The sequence below is a fragment of the Phenylobacterium sp. genome, assembly GCF_030645195.1.
Lineage (GTDB): Bacteria > Pseudomonadota > Alphaproteobacteria > Caulobacterales > Caulobacteraceae > Phenylobacterium.
Map to the genome: position 1 here is coordinate 1 of NZ_JAUSLW010000130.1, position 22,317 is coordinate 22,317.

Genomic DNA, 22,317 nt, shown 5'->3' on the forward strand with positions numbered 1-22,317 from the left:
CAGCCCGCCCGGGTCTCCCAGACCATCCGCGGCTGGCACCACGGCCACATCTCGGCCACCCGCACCGAGCGGGGCCGCGAGCTCTTCACCCGCCTGGCCCCGCGCCTGCTGGAGGCCGCCAACGCCACCGGCGCGCCGGACATGGCCTTCCACCGGTTCAGCGACTTCTTCGGCAAGCTGTCCTCCGGCGTGCAGCTCCAGTCCCTGTTCCTGGCCCAGCCCCAGCTCTTCGAGCTCATCGTCCAGGTCATGGCCTACGCGCCGCGCCTGGCCACCACGCTCGCTCGCCGGCCCGCGGCCCTGGACGCCATGCTGGACGGGGACTTCTTTTCCGACATCGCCATCGAGGAGGACCGCCGGGTGATGGCCGCCGCCGTCGCCCAGTCCCAGGGCTTCGAGGGCGCCATGGACGCGGTGCGCCGGGTGCACCGGGAGCAGGCCTTCCGCATCGGGGTGCAGGTGATGAGCGGCACGGCCAGCGCCGAGATCGCCGGCCGCGCCTTCGCCGACCTGGCCGACCTCTGTATCGACACCCTGGCTCCAGTGTCGCTCGCCGAGGCCGAGCGCCTGGGCGGGGCCTTCCCGGGCCAGGTGGCGGTGGTGGCGCTCGGCAAGTGCGGGTCCCGCGAGATGAGCGCCGGCTCGGACCTGGACCTGATGACCCTCTACCGCGCCGACGCCGAGGGCGCCGCCTCGGCGGTCAAGGAGTGGAGCGCCGACGTCTTCTACGGCCGCTTCACCCAGCGCCTGATCGCGGCGCTGTCCACCCCGACGGGGGAGGGGGAGCTCTACGAGGTGGACATGCAGCTGCGGCCCTCCGGCACCAAGGGCCCCGTGGCCGTCAGCTTCGCCGCCTTCCAGGACTATTACGACCGCGAGGCCGAGACCTGGGAGCTGCTGGCCTTGACCCGGGCCCGGGTGGTGTGGGCCACTTCGCCCGCCTTCGCCGAGGCCGCCCAGGCCGCCATCGAGGCCGCCCTGCGCCGCCCTCGCGATGCGAAGAAGACCGCCGCCGAGGTCCGTGAGATGCGCCAACTCCTGGAGCAGGAGCGGCCGCCGAAGGGCGCCTGGGACCTCAAGCTCTCCCCGGGCGGCCTGGTGGACATCGAGTTCGCCGCCCAGTTCCTGCAACTGGTCCACGCCGGCTTCGGCGGGCCCCTGTCCCCCAACACCGCCGAGGCGCTGGAGGCCTGCCTGGCGGCCGAGCTGGCGCCGAAGGGGGCGCTGGCCGACCTCCAGGCCGCCTGGCGCCTGCAGCAGAACCTGACCCAGCTCCTCAAGGTGGCCCTGGCCGACGGGGAGGATCCCAGCGAGGAGCCCAAGGCTTTCAAGGCCCTGCTGGCCCGGGCCGGCGGCGCCCGGGACTTCCGCGCCCTGAAGACCCGCCTGGACAAGGCCCGGACCGCCGCACGTCACGCCTACGACATCATTGTGCAAACTTGAGCGACGGAAATGGGCCCGGGCGCCGTTGAAGGTTTGACGGTCCGCGCCCCGGTCGATCGTCGAAAGGACCCTTCATGAAGCGCCTCGTCATCAGCGCCGCCTTCCTCGCCATGGCGACGTCCGCCCACGCCCAGATGGGCCGCGGGCCCAGTCCCGACCTGGACCACGACGGCAAGGTGACCTTCGCCGAGTTCCGGAAGGCTCAGGCCGACCGCATGCTGGAGCGGCTGGACACCAACAAGGACGGCAAGATCAGCAAGGCCGAGAGCAAGGTCATGGAGGACATGGCCAAACGCTTCGGCGGCGCCGACGGGGCGACCCGCATCGCCCAGATGTGGACGCTCGGCGACACCAACAAGGACAGCCTGCTGTCGCGCGCCGAGCTGGAGGCCGGCTCCAAGCGCCGCTTCGACGCCGCCGACAGCAATCATGATGGCTGGCTCAGCAAGGGCGAACTGCTCACTATGCGCCAGAACCGGGGCCGTGACGGATAGGGCGCTCAGGCCGCCCCCGGGCGAGGTGAGGCTTGGACTCCGATCCGGACGAGGCGTTGCTGGCGGCCGTCGCCCAGGGCGACCCGGCCGCGGTGCGGGCGCTTGCGGCCCGCAAGCTGCCGCGCCTGCTGGCCCTGGCCGGCCGGATGCTGGGGGAGGCCTCCGAGGCCGAGGACGTGGCCCAGGAGGCCATGATCCGAGCCTGGCGCCAGGCGCCGACCTGGAAGCCCGGCGTCGCCCGCTTCGACACCTGGCTGCATCGGGTGACCCTGAACCTCTGCTACGACCGCCTGCGGCGTCGGCGCGAGATCGTCACCGACAGTCCTCCGGAGCAGGCCGACGACGGTCCGGCGCCGGACCGGGGGCTGGAGGCCGCCGACGTGGGCCGCCGGGTGGCCGCGGCCATGGCCGCCCTGCCGGAGCGGCAGCGGGAAGCCGTGGCGCTGTGCCACTATCAGGACCTGACCAATATCGAGGCCGCGGCGATCATGGGGGTCAGTATCGACGCCCTGGAGAGCCTGCTCTCGCGGGGCCGTCGGGCCCTGCGCGCGGCGCTTTCGGATATGATGACGCCATGAGAGGACGGTCATGACCCGCGAACGGTTCCTGGAGCTTGCGGACGCCCACGGCGGCGCCGTCGCCCGCTGGCCCGCCGAGGTGCGCGAGGCGGCCGCGGCCCTGATGGCGGCGGAGCCCGACTTCGCGCGCCGGGCCCTGGAACAGGCCGACCGTCTCGACGCGGTCCTCGACGCCTGGGCGCCGCTGAGCCTCTCCCACGACCTGCGCGAGGCGGTGGTCGCCGCCGCGCCGCGCCCTCGCACGGGCCGCGGCCTGCGGGCCTGGCTGCTGGGCGCCGGGGTCGGGGCGGGGCTGGCCGGCGCCTGCGCCGCGGGCCTGGTCGTCGGGGTGGCCCTGTCGGGAAACCTGGGCGGGCCATCCGATGCGCCCGAGGCGGTCAGCGCGGCGATGACCGGCTATGACGACCTCGCCGACACCATTGAAGGGGCCTGAGGTGAGTCCGCGCGCCCTGACCTTGGCCCTGATCGCCTCGGTGGCCCTGAACCTCTTCGTGATCGGGGCGGTGGTGGGCGGCGTTGTGGTGGGGCACCGGCTGCGCGAAGCCGCGCCCGCCGCGGCCCGTTCGCGCCAGCCGGTGTGGGTCGCCGCCGACACCCTGCCCCCCGAGCATCGCCGCGCCTACCGCGAGATGTTGCGGGGCCACGCCGTGGAGGTGGGCAGTCAGCTTCATCAGGCCCGCCGCGCTCGCCGTGAGGCCTGGGCCGGACTGGCCGCGGACCCCCTGGATGGCCCTGGCGTGGCCAGGCGGTTGTCGCAGGCTCGCGCCCTGGAGATGACCGCCCGTGGCGGACTGGAGGAGCGGATCGTCGACTTCGCGGCCGAGCTGCCGCCGAAGGAGCGGGCGGCTCTGGCGGACGGTCTAGCCCGCAGCGGCCCGGCCGGCGGCCAGCGCGCCCTGCGCCCGCCGCAAGACCGCTAGGCCGCGGCGATCGCGGCGAGCGCCGCGCCGGTCTGGCGGATGGGGAGGGAGAAGCTGACCATGGTGCCCTCGCCAGGCGCGCTCTGCATGTCCAGTGATCCGCCGTGCATCTCCACCAGGGACTTGGTGAGGGCCAGGCCCAGGCCTGTGCCCTGGGTGGTCTTGGAGTGCTGGTTTTCCACCTGTTCGAAGGGCCGGGCCAGGCGGGCCAGGTCGTCTTCGGCGATGCCGATGCCGGTGTCCTGCACGCTGATGCGGATGCGCTCGCCCAGGGGGTCATGGCGGCCCTCGGCGCGCACGGTCACCCGGCCGCCGCGGGGCGTGAACTTGATGGCGTTGGAGAGCAGGTTCAGCAGCACCTGCTTGACCGCGCGATAGTCGGCCTCGATCTCGGGCAGGTGTTGCGGGAAATCGATGCTGAGGGTCAGGCCGGTGGCCTCGGCGCGGTTGCGGACCAGGCGCACGGCGTCCTCGGCCACCTCCTCCAGGGCGATGGGTTCGAACTTCAGGCTCATCTTGCCGGCCTCGATCTTCGACATGTCGAGGATGTCGTTGATGAGCGCCAGCAGGTGCTGGCCCGACGACAGGATGTCCTGCGAATAGCCCTTGTAGCGGGCGTCGCCCAGCGGCCCGAACATCTCCTGGGTCATGATCTCGGAGAAGCCGTTGATGGCGTTGAGCGGGGTGCGCAGCTCGTGGCTCATATTGGCCAGGAACTCGCTCTTGGCCTTGTTGGCCCCCTCGGCGCGGACCTTCTCCATCTCGTACTTGCGGGCCAGTTCGGAGAGCTGCTCCTGGCTGCGTTCCAGGCCCACCACAGCCTTCTGGAGCTGCTCCTCGTTGAGGCGGCGAGCCTCTTCCTGGGTCTTGATGGCGGTGATGTCGGCGGCGCTCATGACGAGGCCCCCTTCGGCGGTGCGGCGCTCGGAGATCTGGATCCAGCGGCCGTCATTGAGCTCGGCCTCGCGCACGCCCTTGCGCCCGTCGGAGCTCTCCATCTCCTGCTTGATGGCCAGCTGGGCGAAGCGGTTGACCTGCTCGCGCGAGGCGCCCGGTTTCAGCAGCCGCGGCTCCAGGGAGAAGAAGGCCCGGTAGTTCTTGTTGCACATCAGCAGGCGGCCGTTGCGGTCCCAGAGGACGAAGGCCTCCGACACGCTCTCGATGGCGTCGCGCAGCCGGTTCTCGGCGGCCTGGGCGCGGGCCTGGGCCATGCGTTCCTCGGTGACGTCCAGGGCCACCCCGATGATCCGCGAATAGCCGTCGCCGTCCTTGCCGCCGAAGGCCTGACCGCGGGCGTCGATCCAGGTGGGCCGCCCGCCCTGCATCGAGGGGACGCGGAACGAGACGTCGAAGCCGCCGTAGACGGCGGCGGTCGAGAGCGCCTGGCGCAGGCGGTCGCGGTGGTCGGCGGAGACGCGCTCCAGCACCTGCTGGCCCTCGACGATGCCGCCGCCGCCCCAGCCGAAGATGGCGCCGGTGACGTCGGACATGAACATCTTGTCGTTGGCGAGATCCCACTCCCAGATCCCGCAGCGGGCGGCCTCGACGGCCAGACGGAAGCGCTGCTCGGAATCGACGAAGGCCTTCTGCGCGTTCTCAACCTTGTTGCTCTGGTTGAGCAGCAGGAGGCCCAGCAGGAAGGCCGCGGCGAGCGGGGTCAGCAGCCAGGCCAGCTGCTCGGTCGAGCTCTGGATCTCCAGGGGCGCGGAACTGGCGCCGGCCAGGGCGTAAAGGGCTCCGCTGAGCGCCGGCCGGGCGGCCAGGTCCAGGGCGGCGCCGTCCGGGCCCTGGGCGCGGCTCAAGCCGCCATCGAGCTTCAGTTCCTCCGGTGAGATCGCGAAGGCGGCGTTGACCGTGTCGGCGGCGGCGACGCCATGGGACGGGCTGGCGGCCAGCACCCGGCCGTCCGGGGTGGCGATCAGTTCGGGTTTGGACCTGGCGAGCCAGGCGCCCAGGCGGGCCGGATCGCCGGCCACCACGATCCAGCGCGGCCCCTTGCTGGTGGAGGCGAGCGCGGCGGCGGCGAGCGCGGGGGTGGTCTGGCTGGTGACGCCGAGCCAGACCTCGCGCTTGGAGGCCTCGGCGCCCTTGGCCAGTTCCTGCCAGTCCAGGCCGCCGGCCGGGCCCGACACCGCCACGACGCCTTCATCGGAGATGACCGCCACGGCCAGGGCCGCGCCGGAGGCGGCGCGCAGACCGCTCTCGGCCGCCGCCATGGGCTGGTCGCCATCCCGCTGCAGGGCTTCGCGGGCCGCCAGCAGGCCGCCGCGCAGGGTGGCGGCCTCGCCGTCCAGGTGGGCGGCGATCGCCTCGGCCCGGCTGGGCAGGGCGGCGTTGGCCACCGTGGTGATCTGAGGTTCGCGCTGGATCCTGGCCACCGCGAAGGCGGTGTAGACCGCCAGCAGCAGCAGGGTTGAAAGGATGGCGATGCGCGCGAAGGTCTGGGTCGGCAGCGGCCGGACGCCGGGCGCGGCGTCGCGCCCCTGAGGCCGACTGGCCTCGGTGTCCTCACCCCCGCGTCTGGCCAACGCCCGCCGCTCCTTCACGCTGAACCGAGTCACCCAAGGTTGGAGTCTAGGCGAGCGGGCCCCGCGCGTCACGAGAGTCATACGGTCACAGAGGTCCGTGCGGACTCTATTTGCGACGGCGGTCCTTGCGGCGCTCGGGACCCTTGTACTTCGGGTCGTCCACCCGTCGCCTGTCGGGGCCGAAATAGCCGGAGTCGGTGCGCACGAAAGGGCGCGGATGGTCGATCACGGCCATGATCCGCTTCATCAGGTCGGAGGGCGTGAAGGGCTTGACGCAGAACTCGTTCACCCCGGCGTCGCGGGCGGCGTAGACCCGCTGGCGGTCGGCGTGGCCGGTCAGCATGATGATCGGGATATAGGGCGCCGGGCTGGACTCATTGGTGCGCAGCCAGCGGGCCAGGGTCACGCCTTCCTCCTCGCCCATCATGTAGTCGAGGATAATGATGTCGATCACGGCTGCGCCCGGCAGGGTGCTGGCCTTCAGCTTGGCCTTGGCCTCGGCGAGGGTCTTGGCCTCCACCACCGCGTCGACGCCGAACCCGCGCAGCATGGTCTTGACCAAATCGATCGCGTGGATGTTGTCATCCACCACCATGAAGTTGATGCGGCTCAGTGAAATGGACATGCAATGGCGGCTTCCCTAGGTCACACCTGTGGGAGCCGGTCTGCGCCAACAATTCCACAAGTCTGATTTTCAACAAGATTCGGCTCAGCGGCAATCGCCGATCTCGGCTTAGTCCGCCAGAGCCTTCGTCGCCAGTTCATAGACGTTCTTCGACAGACCCTCCGTCCCGGCGATGCGCTGGAGTTGCGCCTTCATCAGGTTTCCGAGCTCGGGCCTGTAGCGCCGCCAGCCGCCCAGGGGCTCCACCAGCCGCGCGGCCGTCATCGGGTTGAACCCGTCGACGGCCAGGATGGTGTCGGCCAGGAAGCGGTAGCCCGCGCCGCTGGGATCGTGGAACTGGGCCTGGTTGGCCGCGAAGCTGGAGATCAGGGCCCGCAGCCGGTTGGGGTTCTTCTGGTCGAAAGCGGGGTGGGCGGTCAGGCCCATCACCCGGCCTAGGGCGCCCTCGGTGGGGTCGCGACCCTGCAGGGCGAACCACTTGTCGATCACCAAGGGCTCGGACTTCCAGCGGTCGTAGAAGTCGGCGAGCGCCGCCTCGAAGGCCTCGCCGCCCACCAGCATCAAGGCGTTCAGCCCGCCGATGGCGTCGGTCATGTTGATGGCGGCGCGATAGTGGCCGTCGGCCAGGGTGGCGACCTCCGCGCGCGGGTTGGCGGCCAGCAGCTCCAGGGTGGCGTTGCGCAGGGCCCGGCGCCCGGCGCTGGCGGCGTCGGGGGAGAATTCGCCCAGCTCCTGCAGGCCGATGTGCAGGCGCTTCAGGTCGTCCTCCAGGTGGAGGGCCAGGCGGGTGCGCAGGGCCTCGCGGGCCGCGTGGATGGCGGCCGGATCGGCGGGCCGCATGGCCAGGGCCAGGTCGGCCTCCGAGGGCAGGGCGAGCATCAGGGCCTTGAAGGCCGGATCGGCGGCCTGGTCGGCCAGACCGCGGCCCAAGGCCTCGGCATAGCGTTCCTCGCCCACCTCGTCGGGCTTGCCCAGGGCGCGGCTGGTGATCAGGGCCCGCGCCAGGTCCTGGCCGGCCTCCCAGCGGTTGAACAGGTCCGGGTCGCCGGCCAGCTGGACATAGCGGTCCTTGGGCGCGGCGTCGGTCTCCAGGGTGACGGGGGCCGAGAAGCCGCGCAGGGCCGAGACCACGGGCTCGGAGTCCACGCCGGTCAGGGTCACGCTGGTCGCAGCGCCGTTCAGCACCACGACGGTTTCGTCCAGGGCGGTCCCGTCGCGCAGGAAGGCCTGGGTGCGGCCGTCGCTGTCCAGCAGGCCCAGGCGCACCGGGGTCGGCAGGGGCCGCTTGGTGGGCTGGCCCGGGGTCGGGGCGGTTTCCTGCGTCAGGTCGAGCTTCAGGGTGCGGGCGTCGGGGTCGTAGCTGTGGCTCAGGGTCACCTTCGGGGTGCCGGCCTGCTCGTACCAGGCGAAGAACTCGGTCAGGTCCTCGCCGGTGACGTCGGCGAAGCAGCGGATGAACTCCTCAACCGTCGTGGCGTGACCGTCCCAGCGGTCGAAATAAAGATCCATGCCCTCCCGGAACTTCTCGTCCCCGATCAGGGTCTTGAGCATCCTGATGACCTCGGCGCCCTTTTCGTAGATGGTCGCGGTGTAGAAGTTGTCGATCTTCAGATAGCTGCCGGGGCGGACCGGATGGGCCAGAGGTCCCTGGTCCTCCGAGAACTGCCGGGCCCGCAGGGTCTTCACGTCCTTGATCCGCTGGACGGCGGCGCCGCGCATGTCGGCCGAGAAGCTCTGGTCGCGGAAGACCGTCAGGACCTCCTTAAGGAACAGTTGAAACCAGTCGCGGCAGGTGATGCGGTCGCCGGTCCAGTTGTGGAAGTACTCGTGGGCCACCACGCTCTCGATGCGCTCATAGTCGAGGTCGGTGGCGGTCTTCTCGTCGGCCAGCAGCAGGGACGAGTTGAAGATGTTCAACCCCTTGTTCTCCATGGCCCCGAAGTTGAAGTCGCGGACGGCGACGATCATGAACAGGTCCAGGTCGTATTCGCGGCCGAAGACCTCCTCGTCCCACTTCATTGCGCGCTTGAGGGAGTCCATGGCGTAGGCGGCGCGATCGGACATGCCGGGATCGACATAGATCTTCAGATCGACCGTGCGGCCGCTCATGGTCACCAGCGTGTCGGCCAGTTCATCCAGCTCTCCGGCCACCAGGGCGAACAGATAGGCGGGCTTGGGGAAGGGGTCGTTCCAGACGGCGTAGTGGCGGCCGCCCGTCATGGTCCCGGACTCCATCAGGTTGCCGTTGGAGAGCAGGCGGTGGAAGGCCTTGTCGGCCTCGATGCGCACGGTGAAGCGCGACAGCACGTCGGGCCGGTCGGGGAACCAGGTGATCTTGCGGAAGCCTTCGGCCTCGCACTGGGTGCAGAATCGGCCGCCGGACATGTAGAGGCCGTCCAGGGCCTTGTTGGCCTCCGGGTCGATCTCGACCTCGGTCTCCAGGACGAAGCTGTCGGGGACGTTGGGAACTGTCAGATATTCGGCGTCGATGGTGCGCTCGGCCTCGCCCAGAACCTTGCCGTCCACGGCCACCGAGATCGGCTTCAGCCGCTCTCCGTTCAGCACCAAGGGCTCGGCGTGCTGGCCGTTGCGGGTGATGGACAGGCGCGCCTTCACTCGGGTGGCGTTGGGGGCCAGGTCGAAGACCAGCTCGGTCGTGTCGATCCGGAAGGCGGGCGGGCGGTAGTCGGTGAGCCGGATGGGCTGGGGAGTCTCTGTGCGCATCTGCAAGGATTTAGGCCATCCGGGCCGCCAGGGCGAGCGCCGCGGCTGCGAAAGTCGCCACGATGGCCGTGTCGCCCGCGCCACGCGCAAACTCTGTCAAACGGTTGTTTGAGTTTTGTCAAAGCTGCGCTTGCCGGATAGCGCGATGTCCCCGCCAGCACGGCGCTCCCTCCGTGCCTTGAGGGGAAAAGAAGATGAAAGTTTCCACCTACGCCCTGGCCCTTGGCGCTGCGCTCGCCCTGGCCGGGACCGCCCAGGCCCAGGACTTCCAGGTCAAGGAAAAGGGCCTGCTGATGCTGAACGTCCGCGCCACGGACGTCTCGCCCACCGCCGACGACGCCATCACCACCGCGGCCGGCGCGGCCACCGGCCTGCATGTCGACGTCAAGGACGACATCAAGCCGACCATCGGCCTGAGCTACTTCCTCACCGACCATGTGGCCGTCGAGGTCATCGCCGGGACGACCCAGCACGCCATCAAGGCTCAGGGCACGGGGGTCGACGTGACCGTCCACAAGACCTGGGTCCTGCCGCCCATCGTCTCGCTGCAGTATCATTTCGCGCCGACCTCCAAGGTCAGCCCCTATGTGGGCGCGGGGGTGAACTACATGCTGTTCTACAACGGCAAGGATCAGAACGGCTTCACGGTGGAGCTCGACGACGGTTTCGGCTACGCCCTGCAGGCTGGCGTCGATGTCGCGGTCCAGGGGCCGTGGAGCGCCAATCTGGACGTCAAGAAGGTGTTCTTCGAGACCGACGCCAAGATCAATGGCGGCGCCCTGAAGTCCAAGGTCAAGCTCGACCCCTGGGTGATCTCGGCGGGCTTCGGCTATAAGTTCTAGCGGTTACTCCGCCGCGTGGGTGGCCGGTTCCGACATCGGTTCATCCACGCCGGCGGGGATTTCCTTGAGGAACTGATCCACCTTCACGGCCTGCTCGGCCAGCAGTTGGAGTTCGGGCGGCGCGCCCGGGGTTTCCTCGATCATCGACATCAGGCGCCGCGCGATGGAGAGCAGGCGGGGGGCCGAGGCGATTAGCCGGGCCTGGAACTCGATCTTGTGCGGATCGCGGTCGTACTCGGCGCCGGGCGTGCGCCAGCCGCCCCAGTCGTTGGCGTCGGTGACCACCACCGGATAGCTTCCTGGGTAAGGGTGGTGCCGGACGCTCTCCTGCGTCTGCCACTTGTTGCGGGCCCGCAGCAGCCGCCAGTGGGCGCCGTCCTCGGCCAGGACGTCGTCGGTATCCTGCTCGGGCCTCAGTTCATGGGCCTGGAAGTCGCGGCCTAGGCCGACGTCGTAGGTCACCCTGACAGGTTCGTCGAAGCCACGGGCCCAGACCGGCACCAACTTCTCGACAATGGCCCACGCGCCGACGCTCTCGACCCAGACTCGCTGGTTCTTCTGAAATATCGCCTTGGCCATGACGCGCCCTTCGGACCTGCTCGCAGGCGCGCATAAGAGCCTGAAATCCTTGACGCGAGGTCAATCTTTCCTCTCGGCCAGAGGCGCGTATGTTGACGCGCGAGGAAACTTCAACCGGCCAGAACTGGCGGATGGGCGAACATGAATTTCGATTTTTCGGACGACCAAAAGTTCCTGAAGGGCGAGGCGCGCAAGTTCCTCGAGGCCAACTGCCCCACCAGCCGCGCCCGGGGCGTGCTGGAGGACGCCGCCCAGGGCTATGACCAGGCGCTGTGGAAATCCGTCGCCGGCCAGGGCTGGCTGGGCGCGGCGATCCCTGAGGAATTTGGCGGCCTGGGCCTGGGTCACCTGGAACTCTGCGTGATCGCCGAGGAGCTGGGTCGCGCCGTCGCGCCGATCCCCTTCGCCTCCACGGTCTATTTCCTGGCCGAGGCCATCATGCTGGCGGGCGACGAGGCGCAGAAGGCCGACCTCCTGCCCAAGATCGCCGCCGGCGAGATCATCGGCGCCATCGCCACCTCCGAAGGCCCGGGCGCCACCACAGCGGCGACCCTGCAGTCCGCCGTCACCGACGGCAAGCTGACGGGGGTGAAGATCCCGGTCACCGACGGCGACATCGCCGACGTGGCCCTGGTCCTGGCCAAGGAGGGCGGCAAGCCCGGCCTCTTCCTGGTGGACCTGGCCGGGGCGGGCGTCACCCGCGAGGCGGTCAAGACCCTGGACCCCACCCGCGACGCCGCGAGGCTGACCTTCAAGGACGCGCCGGCCCACCGGGTCGGCAAGGCCGGCGAGGGCATGGAGCTGGTGGAGCAGATCTTCGACCGCGCCGCGGTGCTGCTGTCCTTCGAACAGTGCGGCGGCGCCGACCGCTGCCTGGAGATGGCCAAGGAATACGCCCTCGAGCGCTACGCCTTCGGCCGCGTCATCGCCTCCTACCAGGCCATCAAGCACAAGCTGGCCGACATGTACGTCAAGAACGAGCTGGCCCGCTCCAACGCCTACTACGGAGCCTGGGCGCTCAATACGAACGCGCCGGAGCTGCCGGTGGCCGCCAGCGCCGCCCGCATCGCGGCGTCGGAAGCCTACTGGTTCGCGTCCAAGGAAAACATCCAGACCCACGGCGGCATCGGCTTCACCTGGGAGATGGATTGCCACCTGTTCTACCGCCGCTCGCGTCAGCTCAGCCTGGTGGCCGGCGCGCCCCGGGTCTGGAAGGAACGCCTCGTCAGCCACCTCGAACGCCGCAACGCGGCGGCCGCCTAAGGGAATTTGGTCATGGATTTCAACGACAGCCCCGAAGAAGCCGCCTATCGCCAGCAGGTCCGAGAGTGGCTTGAAGCCAACGCCCCCAAGGCCCGCGTCGGCGGTGACCCCGAGGGTGGCGACGGCATGGCCGCCTCCAAGGCCTGGCAGGCCAAGAAGGCCGCCGCCGGCTACGCCTGCATTACCTGGCCCAAGGAATGGGGCGGGCAGGGGGGCACCCCCGTCCAGAACGTGATCTTCAGCCAGGAGGAGGCCAAGCACCCCATCCCCGGCAATCCGTTCCAGATCGGCCTGGGCATGTGCGTGCCGACGGTGATGACCTTCGCCGACGAGGAGACCAAGAAGCGCTTCGTCGGTCCCGCCCTGCGCGGCGAGGAGATCTGGAGCCAGCTGTTCTCCGAACCCTCCGGCGGCTCGGACGTCGCGGGCGCTCGCACCAAGGCCGAGCGCGCGCCGGACGGCTCCGGCGATTGGATCATTAACGGCCAAAAGGTGTGGACGACGGGCGCCCAGTTCTCGGACTTCGGGATCGTCATCACCCGCACCAGCCTGGACAAGCCCAAGCACAAGGGCCTGACCATGTTCTGGGTGGACATGAAGGACCCCGGCGTCGAGGTGAAGCCGATCCATCAGATGTCCGGCGGGTCGGGGTTCAACGAGGTGTTCTTCACCGACGTGCGGGTCAAGGACAGCCAGAGGCTCGGGGCAGTGGACGAGGGCTGGAAGGTCAGCCTGGTGACCCTGATGAACGAGCGGCTGGCGGTGGGCGGTCAGACCGGCGCCGGCTGGCAGCAGTTCATGGAGGCCGCCCGCAATACGCCGGGCCTCGACGGCGGCTCGGCCTTGAAGGACGGCGCCCTGCGCGAGAAGCTGGCCGACTGGTACGTCCAGGCCGAGGGTCTGAAACATACGCGCAACCGGACCATGACCGCCCTGTCGCGGGGGCAGACCCCGGGGCCGGAGAGCTCGATCGGCAAGATTATCTCGGCCGTGCAGATGCAGGAGCTGGGCAACACGGCCATCGAGATGCTGGACCAGTACGGGATCATCGACGATCCGGAGCTGGCCTCGCTGGGCGGCGCGTTCCACTTCTCGCTGATGTTCGGTCCGGGCCTGCGGATCGCCGGCGGCACCGACGAGATCCTGCGCAACATCATCGCCGAGCGGGTCCTGGGCCTGCCCGGCGACATCCGGGTCGACAAGGACGTGCCCTTCAAGGACATGCCCACCGGCCGCTAAGCGGAGCTAGGCGCGCCAGGCCATAGGCTGAGGCGCGGCCGAGTTCATCACCAGTTCGCCATAGAGGCGGGTCAGACCCTCGAAGGTCCGGTCCCAGCTGTGACGAAGCTCGGCCCTGGCGCGGGCCGCGGCCGACAGGGCGCCGAGGTCGCGGGCGAACAGGGCCTCGATGGCCTCGGCGAGGCCTGCCGGGTCGACGGCTTGGGCCAACTGGCCCACCTCGTTGTCGATCAGCTCGGCGACTCCGCCACGGGAGGGGCCCACCACCGGGAGGCCGGCGGCGAGCGCCTCCAGCACCACCAGGCCGAAGGGCTCGTTCTCGTTGGCGTGGACGCAGGCGTCGCAGCTGGCGATGAGGGTGGCCAGGGCCATGGGATCGGACTCGTAGTCCAGGGCGATGACGCGGGGCGAGATGCGCACGTCCTTGCCGGCCCCCACCAGGACCAGGTGATAGGGCTCGCCCAGCCGCTCCACGGCGCAGACGATGGAGTCGATGTTCTTTTCCCGCGCGGGGCGGCCGGCGAAGACCAGGATGCGGGCGTTCCAGGGTAGGCCCAGGCGCTTGCGCAGGGCGGCGGGATTGGCGCGGCCGGGATGGAAGAGGTTGGTATCGACTCCCAGCATCTGGACACTCACCTTTTCCACGCCGGCCTCGGCCAGACGCAGGGCCATGTGACGGCTGGGGGCCACCACGCGGTCGAAGCGATGATAGACCTCGGCCCAGCGCTTCTTGGCCGGCGCCTCGGCCCATTCGCCGAAGTGCAGGGCCGCCAGGGCCGCGGCGTCGGTATGGCAGAAACCCACCACCGGGACCCCCAGCAGCTCGCCGGTGTCCAGGGCCGCGTGGCCGGGGACGAAGATGTCGCCGGCCTCGATGATGTCGGGCTCCAGCATGCGCAGCACCGTCTCCCACTTGTCGGCGCGGGCGGGCATCCGATAGCCGTCGCCGAAGGGCAGGCGGGCGGCGGCCACGGTCACCACCCCCGGCTCGGAGAGACCGGTGGTGGGGCCCGGGGTCACCAGAGTGTGGCGAATGTCGGGGCGGCGCCGGGCCAGCCAAGCCTGCTTGGCGTTGAGGTAACGCTTCACCCCGCCGGAGCGCGGCGCATACATCATGGTGGTGTCGATCAGGTGGAAGCCCACCCGCCCCGGCGCACCGAAGTAGGGGGCTTCCGCCGGGTCGAGGCGGATCAGGTTGTCCTGGTCCGAAGCGGTGGCGTCAAACACGCGAGGGCCTTCCAGCTCGTGGGGTCTGTGTTCAGGCAACGAACGGCGTGGCCGTTTCGTTGCGGTCATCCTGATGCCTCCCGCGCACGACGGAGATGATCCCGGTCTAGTTTCCCGATTCGTTGACAGTTCTTGTCTCGCCCGCCGCACGGGTGAGTTGGACGAATTCCGCTCTCAGACCGAAGGGGTCGGAGCCCCGCGCGCCCTGGGCCAGGTCGGTCACGGCCTTCCAGCCGAAGGCCGGCGAGATCCAGGGATCGCCCCGCAGCTTCTGGCCGAACCCCGCCACCGCCAGGGCCCAGCGGGTGGCCTCCGGCGCCTGGTCGACCCGGCCGTAGGTGTCGGCGGGCCCGATGGGCCGCTCGATCAGCCGGGAGGTCGCGCCGCCCGGCAGCTTGTAGCGGACCTTGAGGAAGGCCAGTTCGCCGGTGACGGCCGGGGCGCGGGCGAGCGGCGCGCCGTAGCGCAGCGGATCGCTGGAGGGGCGGGCGCCCACCGGGGTCACCTCGTACAGGGCGGTGACCGAGGTTCCCGATCCCACCTCCCCGGCGTCCACGCGATCGTTGTTGAAGTCCTCGCGGTTCAGCAGCCGGGTCTCGTAGCCGATCAGCCGATACTCGCTGACCGCCTTGGGATTGAACTCCACCTGGATCTTCACGTCGTCGGCGATGGGGAAGAGGGAGCCGGAGAAGTCGTCTCGGAAGGTCTTCCGGGCCTCGTTAAGGGTGTCGATATAACCCGCCGTCCCGTTACCGTTCTGGGCCAGGGCCTGCATCAGGGTGTCGTTGTAGTTGCCCTCGCCCAGGCCGTAGACGGAGAGATAGACTCCGGTCTGGCGCTTGGCGGCGACGAAGTCGGTGAGCTTGGCGGGGTCGGCGACGCCGACATTGAAGTCGCCGTCGGTCATCAGGATCACCCGGTTGACCGCCTTGGGATCGAAGTTCTGCACCGCCAGGTCGTAGGCCAGCGCCAGGCCCTGGCCGCCGGCCGTGGAGCCGCCGGATTCCAGGGCGCCGAGGGCGCAGCGCATCTTCAGCTTGTCGCGCCCGCTGGTGGGGGCGAGCACCGCGCCCGCCGATCCGGCATAGGCCACCATGGCGACGCGGTCCTGGGGCCGCAGCTGATCCACCAGCAGGTTCAGCGCCTTGCGGGCCAGGGGCAGCTTGTTCTCGTCGGACATCGAGCCGGAGGTGTCGATGAGGAACACCAGGTTGAGCGGCGGCTGCTGGCTGCGAGGGATGTCATAGCCCTGCAGGCCGATATGGACGATCTGCCGGTCGGACGACCAGGGCGACGGAGTCACCGCCACGAAGGGCTTGAAGGGGACCTGCGGGTCGGTGGGCTTGGCGTAGCCATAGTCGAAATAGTTGATCAGCTCCTCGACCCGCACCGCGTCACGGGGCGGGCTCTGGCCGTCGTTCAGGAAGCGCCGGACATTGGCGTAGGCGGCGGTGTCCACGTCCACCGAGAAGGTGGAGACCGGCTCCTGCGCCGTCTGCTTGATCGGGTTGGCCTGGGCGTGGGGGTAGCGTTCGGTGTTGACGTCCCCCGCCACCGGACCGGGGCGGTAGGAACCGCTGACCGCCATCTCCTGCATCGGCGCCATCTTGGCGGCGGGAGCGTAGGGCTGGACCGAGGGCATTGGCGGCGGGGCGGGCGGCGGCGGGCCGGCCATGGAGGGGGCGGGATACATCATCCGGCCGCCCCGGCGCCGGCCGTCCCCGCGGCCATCGCCTCTGGGGAAGCCCAGGGCCTCGCAGGCGGCGGGCGTCGGAACGCCGTCGCGAATCGCCGGGGCGGCCATGGGCGCCGCCGGCGCTGAGCCGGCTGCCACAACTGTAAGCAAGCATAGGGAGACGTGACTTAAGTTCCGTACAGCGGCCATCGTTCTCAGCGCTCCGAATAAGTCCCTCAAAGCGAAGCTTGGCGCGCCATCTGAGGCGAAAACGCGTCCAACAAGGGGCTTGGGCGCGGCGCCGTTGTTCACTCGCCCGATAGGTGAATCTGACGTGTCTTAATCTTCACCGTCCCAAGCTTGACAGGGGGGAGGGGCAAGACGCTAGTGAGCGGTTCAAGTATGGTTAACGCTTAAGGGGGAGCACATGGCCATTTTCCATGAAGCAGCCCTCGGCGTGCGTGACATGGCGCGGAGAGGTCTGACCTTGGCGGTCATGGCCGCCATCATTCCGCTCACCGGCGGCTGCGAGCCCAAGGGCGGTCCTGGCGGCGCCGCCGGGCGCGTCGCCGTGGGTGGCCCGGCCTGTCCCCGCCCCCAGGCGGCGATCGGCGTGCAGCCGCAGTTCAACGCCCAGGAACAGGAAGTCCGCGCCCTGAGGCGACAGGGCTTCCAGGGCGATTTCTTCGCCCAGATCGATCTCGCCCGGCGCTATTCCGGCCGCGACGCCCAGGAGAAGAACCTCGCCGATCCGGTGGAATCGGCGGTCTGGTACGAGCTGGCCCTGTCCAATCCCGACGGCTACGCCCCCATCGTCGCGGGCGTCGACCCCAAGAAGGGCAACCGCGGCGGGCCCGGCTCCAAGCTGAACGACTGCCGCGCGGCCGAGCGGCGGGGCGCCTATCTTTCCCTCGATCGCCTGCTGGATCGCATGAGCTCCGACGAGCGCCAGCAGGTGCGCGACCGGGTGATCTATGTGCTGTCCAGCCAGGGCGCCCCGGGCTTCCGCACCCTGGCGCGGCTGCACGACGTGTCCTTCGGCCCGTTCGGCGATCCCTCCGACGGCTCGCCCATCGACCCGCGCGACCTGGCCAAGGTCAAGCCGCCCGCCGCGGCCACCCTGTTCACCCGCAACGACGTCGACGTCTATCTCTACAACTACCTGGCCGCCCAGGGCGGGGACGTCGCCGGCTATGTGATGTTGAAGGACTTCGAGCGGTCCTCTCCCGAGCGCGCTTCCCTCGGCTCCGACGCCGAGGCCAAGGCCCGCCGCTGGGTGCCGCCCTACGAGTTCTATCCGCCCCAGGCGCCTGATTCAGGCGTGCCCCACTCCGACGAGACCGCGACCATGGGCGAGGCCGAGGGCCTGGCCGTCACCCGCATCGACGAGCTGCCCTTCCAGCACATCGCCGCCGCGCTGGCCTATCTGCGGGTGATCCCGCAGCCGGTGACCGCGCAGAGCCAGCTCTCGCCTGGGGACATCCAGACCTTCCAGGCCATGATCGGCCGCCCCGCCACCGGGGTGTTCGCGCCGCTGGAGAAGGTCCGGGCCATCCAGTACGCGGCGGTGAACGGGTCCTCCCGCGCCCAACTGGCTCTGGCGGTGATGTATGCCGAGGGCGTGGGCGTCCCGCGGGACTATGCGCGGGCTTTCCACTGGTTCGCCGAGGCCGACAAGCAGGGCAGTCCCGAGGCCAAGTACGCCATGTCCACCTACTTCTCGCTCGGGGTCTCCGGCGTCGCCGACCAGGACAAGGCCTCGGCCGTCGTCTACCAGATCGATGGCGCGCTCTCCGGCTTCAAGCCCTCCGCCCAGCGTCTGCGCGAGGTCCTGGCCCAGGTGGCCCGCGCCCCCAGCCGACCCACAGAAGGAAGCTACCGGTGATCGCACACGCCCTGCGCCGGCTGGCGGGCCTTGGCGCCGCCGTGGCCGGAGCCGTCCTGTCCCTGAGCGTGGCGGGCCAGGCCCAGGCCATGCCCGACGCCAAGGTGGATCAGCAGATCCGTCCGAACTTCGGCATCCTGCTGGCGCCGCCCCTGCGCCATCCCTACCGGCCGGCGGCCTGGAAGCCGCGGCGCGGCGGGCCGGGCTACGACTATTACGGGCCCCGCGGCCAGCGGCGGCCGCTCTATCTGGACTCCATCACCGTCGACTGCGGCGATACGCGGTCCGGCGGCGCGCCCCTGGCCGACGCCATCTACAACCTGGCCGACAACGGCGTGCTCTACATCCGCTCGCGCGGCGGGGTTTGCCGCGAGACCCTGGAGATCGACCACCCGGTGATCATCGCCGGGGAGGGCGTCCCGGCCTTCGGCGGCGCGGGCGCGGGAGTCGCCAAGTTGAGCCCGCCGAACGGCATGCCCTGCATCCGCATCGCGCCGGGCGTGAAGGGCGTGGAGATCCGCGACCTGGTGATCGAGGCCGGCCAGGGCGGACGCAGCGCCTGCATCGAGGCCCAGGACGCCGACGTGGCCCTGATCCGCTCCTCCCTGCGCTACCAGGGGGACGCCTCGGCGATCTTCGTCCAGGGCGGCAGCCTGATCGTCCGCAACAGCGTCATCGACGCCCGCACCAACGACGCCGCGGTGGTGGCGGACGGGGCCCTGGTGGATTTCCAGCAGTCCAGGGTCACCGCCGACGTGCGCGGTCTCGACATCACCCCGGCCCCCGGCCAGAGCCGCCTGGTCCAGGTGGGGATCATCGCGCCGGGCCCCGGCCTGCCGGGCTCCACGGCGGTGACCGTGCGCGACCAGCGCAGCGGCGCCGGCAGCCTGCTGATCGCCAACAGCGTCATCAAGAACTGGATCACCGGGGTCTATGTCGACCGCGGAGCCCAGGTGGAGCTGGTCCACAACCGCATCCTCAAGGTCCGTCGCGGCGTGCTGTCGGACTATGGTCAGGTGCGGGTGCGCCAGAACGCCATCGCCGCCGACGACTACGGCGCCTACTTCGCCGGCGGCCGGCCGGAGGTGGCCCATAACCGCTTCATCGGCGCCGGCATGGACTATGAGCGCGGCGTCGATCCGATCACCGAACCCAACTACGTCTACTCCCCCCAGGGCTGCGGCTACCGCATGCCCCCCGGGAGCTATTGCCGGCCGATGTCGGAGATGCCCCGGGCGATCATGGACGAGAGCGGCTTCGACGCCTCGGGCCGCTACGGCTGGGAAGTCGATGGCTATGAGCGGGGCTACCTCCGCGACGGCGCGCCCCAGCCGCGGTCCCATGTGCCACCGCCACCGCCCCGCCGGCCGGTCTTCCGCCGCAAGCCGCCGCCGTCGCCGCCGGCCTATCCGCAAGGGTCCGGGAGCTATTCGGGCGGTCCCCCGCCCATGGTCGGCGCGCCGAGCTACTAGGGCTTGTCGAAGGCTGGTGAGCCGTTGACCGTGGCCGGGAAGGTCGGGGCGCGGCGGACCTGGATCGCCTGTTCGAAGGCGTGGCCCAGGGACAAGAGGCGGGCCTCCGACCAGGCCGTGCCGATGAAGGACAGCCCCACCGGCAGGCCCTCGACATAGCCCATGGGGACGGTGAGGTGGGGATAGCCCGCCACCGCCGGAAGCTCCGACGGCGAGCCCAGCCAGCGACCGCCGTTCACCCGGTCCACCACAGAGGCCGGCCCGCCGCTTTCGGCCACCAGAGCCTCCACCTTGGCCTCGGCCAACATGCGGTCGATGCCCTCGGGCCCGGCCAGCCGGCGGGCCGAGGCCCTGGCGGTGAGATAGGCTGGGTCGTCCAGGTCGGGGGAGGCCTGGGCTTCCTTGAAGGTCTCCTGACCGAACAGGACGGTCTCCCGCGGCTCCAGGTCGTTGAAGGCGATGAGGTCGGCCAGGGTGCGGGTCTTCACCTGGTCGGGGGAGGTCGAGGCCAGATAGGCGTTGATCCCGGCCTTGAACTCCACCCGCAGGATCAGGTCCTCCAGGGCGCTGACCTGGCTGACGTCGGGGGGCGTCACCTCCACAAGGGTCGCTCCGGCGGCCTTCAGGGCGGCCAGGGCCTGGTCGAACACGGCGTCGGTCTGGGGCGAGCGGCCGGCGGTGACGCGCAGCACCCCGATGCGGGCGCCCTTCAGGGCGGCGGGGTCCAGGGCCTTCAGATAGTCGGTCCTGCGCTGGTCGGCCTCGAGGGTGGCCGGATCGGCGGGATCGGAGCCGGCCAGGACGGTGAGCAGGGCCGCGGCGTCGGCGACATTGCGGGTCATCGGCCCGGCGGTGTCCTGGCTGGCGGAGATCGGCACGATGTGGGTGCGGGAGATCAGGCCCACCGTGGGCTTGAGCCCCACGATCCCGTTCATGGCGGCCGGACAGGTGATGGAGCCGTCGGTCTCGGTGCCGATGGCGGCGAAGGCCAGGCCCGCGGCCACCGCGGCGCCCGATCCGGCGCTGGAGCCGCAGGCGCTGCGATCCAGGGCGTAGGGGTTGCGCACCAGGCCGCCCATGGCGCTCCAGCCGCTGATGGAGCGGGAGGAGCGGTAATTGGCCCATTCCGACAGGTTGGCCTTGCCCAGGACCACCACCCCGGCCTCGGTGAGCCGTCGCACCAGGGGCGCGTCGCGTCCGGTGACATTGTCCTTCAACGCCAGGGAGCCGGCGGTGGTGGCCGTGCCGTCGGCGGACTCGATATTGTCCTTCAGCAGGATCGGCAGGCCGTGCAGCGGCCCGCGGACCTTGCCGGCCTTGCGCTCTGCGTCCAGCGCCCGCGCGTCGGTCACGGCGTGGGGATTGAGCGCGATGATGCTGTTGAGTTTCGGACCCTTGCGGTCGAGGGCCTCGATGCGGGCCAGATAGGCCCGGGTCAGGCTCTCCGAGGTGGCTGTCCCCGTCGCCTGGGCGTGGCCGAGAACCTGCAGGCCGCCAAGGGCCGGGTCCTCCGCCGCCCGGGCCGCGCCCGCGCTCACCGCCAAACCCGCCATCAGTCCCACCATCCGCCGCATGCCGCTCCCCTGGTTGGATCCATTGGAGGGCGCCGTCCGGGTCTTGACCAGACATGACGAGGGCCGCGCCCCTCGGGGGCGCGGCCCTGCCTATTTGTTCCACCCACGGGGGGGAGGGGAGGATGGAACCTGACGGGTCAGGTAGGAAATCCGATCAGTTCTTCAAGGCGTTGCGGGCGGCGTCCTTCAGGTCGCCGACGCCCTTCTGAATCTTGCCGACGGTCTTTTCCGCCGCGCCCTCGGCCTCCAGGCGCTCGTCGCCCGTCAGCTTGCCGGCGGCTTCCTTGATCGAACCCGAGGCGTCCTTGGCGGCGCCCTTGATGGTGTCCTTGTGCATGACGGTCTCCTTGGCGGGGGGGCGGGGATAGGGTCGCCCTTCGCCTTCTCTACGCGCAGGCGCGCCGGTTCGTTCCGTCAGGTCTTGTCAGCTTTTCAGGTCTCAGCCCTGCCGGGCGGAGCCATGAGGCCCCGGCGCCGTTGCGTCCGACGTCCCCGACCGCTATCTCCGCACCCGAATTCCCCTCTTTCGAAGAGCGAGCGCGGACGCCCCATGGCGCAGCAGTACATTTATCAGATGCAGGGCCTGACCAAGGCCTATCCCGGCGGCAAGAAGGTGTTCGAGAACATCTGGCTGTCCTTCTATTCCGACGCCAAGATCGGCGTGGTCGGGGTCAACGGCTCGGGCAAGTCCACGCTGCTGAAGATCATCGCCGGGGTGGACACCGAGTTCAACGGCGAGGCCAAGGCCGCCGATGGCGTGAAGATGGGCTACCTGGAGCAGGAGCCGCACCTCGACGAGCAGCTCAATGTCTGGGGCAACATCATCTCGTGGTGCGAAGAGAAGAAGATCTTCGACCGCTACAACGAGGTCGCCACCAAGCTGGGGGAGGACTACTCCGACGAACTCATGGAGGAGATGACCGCCCTCCAGGAGAAGATCGACGCCGCCGACATCTGGGACATCGATTCCAAGATCGAGATGGCCGCCGACGCCCTGCGCTGCCCGCCCAACGACTGGTCGGTGGACAACCTGTCGGGCGGTGAGAAGCGCCGCATCGCGCTCGCCCGCCTGCTGCTCTCCAAGCCCGACATGCTGCTGCTGGACGAACCCACCAACCACCTGGACGCCGAGTCCGTGGCCTGGCTGCAGCACCACCTGGAGGCCTTCCCGGGCTGCGTCATCCTGGTGACCCACGACCGCTACTTCCTGGACCAGGTGACCAAGTGGACGCTGGAGCTCGATCGCGGC

18 protein-coding genes and 1 pseudogene are annotated in these 22,317 nt (G+C 69.9%); 11 read left to right on the plus strand and 8 right to left on the minus strand.

Annotated elements, in window-relative coordinates; genetic code table 11:
* The 5 genes and pseudogenes from Q7T09_RS11195 to Q7T09_RS11215 all read left to right on the plus strand — a co-directional run.
* Positions 1-1,443: pseudogene (locus tag Q7T09_RS11195) on the plus strand (glutamine-synthetase adenylyltransferase); the annotation flags it as partial.
* Positions 1,444-1,517: 74 nt separating this feature from the next.
* On the plus strand, positions 1,518-1,937 hold the full coding sequence (locus Q7T09_RS11200; protein WP_304699708.1) for an EF-hand domain-containing protein: 420 nt from the start codon (positions 1,518-1,520) through the stop codon (positions 1,935-1,937).
* Positions 1,938-1,969: 32 nt separating this feature from the next.
* Positions 1,970-2,515, plus strand: a complete 546-nt coding sequence (locus Q7T09_RS11205; RefSeq protein ID WP_304699709.1) for an RNA polymerase sigma factor — start codon at positions 1,970-1,972, stop codon at positions 2,513-2,515.
* 10 nt (positions 2,516-2,525) lie between these two features.
* Positions 2,526-2,948: a hypothetical protein gene (locus Q7T09_RS11210; protein WP_304699711.1), complete on the plus strand. Its 423-nt coding sequence runs from the start codon at positions 2,526-2,528 to the stop codon at positions 2,946-2,948.
* Position 2,949: 1 nt separating this feature from the next.
* Positions 2,950-3,435 carry a periplasmic heavy metal sensor gene (locus Q7T09_RS11215; protein WP_304699714.1) on the plus strand — a complete coding sequence of 162 codons (486 nt, stop codon included), beginning with the start codon at positions 2,950-2,952 and terminating at the stop codon, positions 3,433-3,435.
* On the opposite strand, the gene Q7T09_RS11220 is transcribed toward Q7T09_RS11215, so the two are convergent.
* The 3 genes from Q7T09_RS11220 to pepN all read right to left on the minus strand — a co-directional run bounded on the left by Q7T09_RS11220 (position 3,432) and on the right by pepN (position 9,312).
* Positions 3,432-5,963, minus strand: coding sequence for an ATP-binding protein (locus Q7T09_RS11220; protein ID WP_304699716.1), 2,532 nt, complete (start codon positions 5,961-5,963; stop codon positions 3,432-3,434). The genes Q7T09_RS11215 and Q7T09_RS11220 overlap by 4 nt on opposite strands.
* 106 nt (positions 5,964-6,069) lie before the next feature.
* Positions 6,070-6,588 (minus strand): response regulator, encoded by a 519-nt coding sequence (locus Q7T09_RS11225; RefSeq protein WP_304699718.1) that lies wholly within the window; start codon positions 6,586-6,588, stop codon positions 6,070-6,072.
* A gap of 108 nt (positions 6,589-6,696) precedes the next feature.
* Positions 6,697-9,312: an aminopeptidase N gene (gene pepN, locus Q7T09_RS11230; protein ID WP_304699719.1), complete on the minus strand. Its 2,616-nt coding sequence runs from the start codon at positions 9,310-9,312 to the stop codon at positions 6,697-6,699.
* A gap of 194 nt (positions 9,313-9,506) precedes the next feature.
* Between pepN and Q7T09_RS11235 the strand changes: the two genes are divergently transcribed.
* Positions 9,507-10,154 carry an OmpW family protein gene (locus Q7T09_RS11235; RefSeq protein ID WP_304699720.1) on the plus strand — a complete coding sequence of 216 codons (648 nt, stop codon included), beginning with the start codon at positions 9,507-9,509 and terminating at the stop codon, positions 10,152-10,154.
* A 3-nt stretch (positions 10,155-10,157) separates the two neighbouring features.
* Here the strand turns inward: Q7T09_RS11235 and Q7T09_RS11240 are convergent, their stop codons facing one another.
* Positions 10,158-10,733 (minus strand): hypothetical protein, encoded by a 576-nt coding sequence (locus Q7T09_RS11240; protein ID WP_304699721.1) that lies wholly within the window; start codon positions 10,731-10,733, stop codon positions 10,158-10,160.
* A 141-nt stretch (positions 10,734-10,874) separates the two neighbouring features.
* Between Q7T09_RS11240 and Q7T09_RS11245 the strand changes: the two genes are divergently transcribed.
* Both Q7T09_RS11245 and Q7T09_RS11250 read left to right on the plus strand, forming a co-directional pair.
* Positions 10,875-11,996 carry an acyl-CoA dehydrogenase family protein gene (locus Q7T09_RS11245; protein ID WP_304699722.1) on the plus strand — a complete coding sequence of 374 codons (1,122 nt, stop codon included), beginning with the start codon at positions 10,875-10,877 and terminating at the stop codon, positions 11,994-11,996.
* 12 nt (positions 11,997-12,008) lie between these two features.
* Positions 12,009-13,235, plus strand: coding sequence for an acyl-CoA dehydrogenase family protein (locus tag Q7T09_RS11250; RefSeq protein WP_304699723.1), 1,227 nt, complete (start codon positions 12,009-12,011; stop codon positions 13,233-13,235).
* A 6-nt stretch (positions 13,236-13,241) separates the two neighbouring features.
* On the opposite strand, the gene Q7T09_RS11255 is transcribed toward Q7T09_RS11250, so the two are convergent.
* Both Q7T09_RS11255 and Q7T09_RS11260 read right to left on the minus strand, forming a co-directional pair.
* Positions 13,242-14,462: a glycosyltransferase gene (locus Q7T09_RS11255; protein WP_304699724.1), complete on the minus strand. Its 1,221-nt coding sequence runs from the start codon at positions 14,460-14,462 to the stop codon at positions 13,242-13,244.
* A gap of 106 nt (positions 14,463-14,568) precedes the next feature.
* Complete coding sequence (locus tag Q7T09_RS11260; protein ID WP_304699726.1) at positions 14,569-16,266, minus strand: VWA domain-containing protein; 1,698 nt, start codon at positions 16,264-16,266, stop codon at positions 14,569-14,571.
* A gap of 298 nt (positions 16,267-16,564) precedes the next feature.
* Here Q7T09_RS11260 and Q7T09_RS11265 point away from each other — a divergent pair, with 298 nt between their 5' ends.
* Entirely contained in the window at positions 16,565-18,022 is a 1,458-nt protein-coding gene (locus tag Q7T09_RS11265) for a tetratricopeptide repeat protein (RefSeq protein WP_304699728.1), read from the plus strand.
* The gene (locus Q7T09_RS11270) at positions 18,019-19,494 is read left to right on the plus strand and encodes a hypothetical protein (protein ID WP_304699729.1); all 1,476 of its coding nucleotides are present in this window, start codon (positions 18,019-18,021) and stop codon (positions 19,492-19,494) included. The genes Q7T09_RS11265 and Q7T09_RS11270 overlap by 4 nt, the downstream gene beginning before the upstream one ends.
* Here the strand turns inward: Q7T09_RS11270 and Q7T09_RS11275 are convergent.
* Together Q7T09_RS11275 and Q7T09_RS11280 are read right to left on the minus strand one after the other, a co-directional pair.
* Complete coding sequence (locus Q7T09_RS11275) at positions 19,491-21,068, minus strand: amidase (protein ID WP_304699730.1); 1,578 nt, start codon at positions 21,066-21,068, stop codon at positions 19,491-19,493. The two genes, Q7T09_RS11270 and Q7T09_RS11275, sit on opposite strands and share 4 nt — an antisense overlap.
* A gap of 154 nt (positions 21,069-21,222) precedes the next feature.
* Positions 21,223-21,405 (minus strand): CsbD family protein, encoded by a 183-nt coding sequence (locus tag Q7T09_RS11280; RefSeq protein WP_304699732.1) that lies wholly within the window; start codon positions 21,403-21,405, stop codon positions 21,223-21,225.
* Between the two features lie 213 nt (positions 21,406-21,618).
* Here Q7T09_RS11280 and Q7T09_RS11285 point away from each other — a divergent pair.
* The coding region (locus Q7T09_RS11285) for an ATP-binding cassette domain-containing protein (RefSeq protein WP_304699734.1) at positions 21,619-22,317 on the plus strand (699 nt) is incomplete at its 3' end.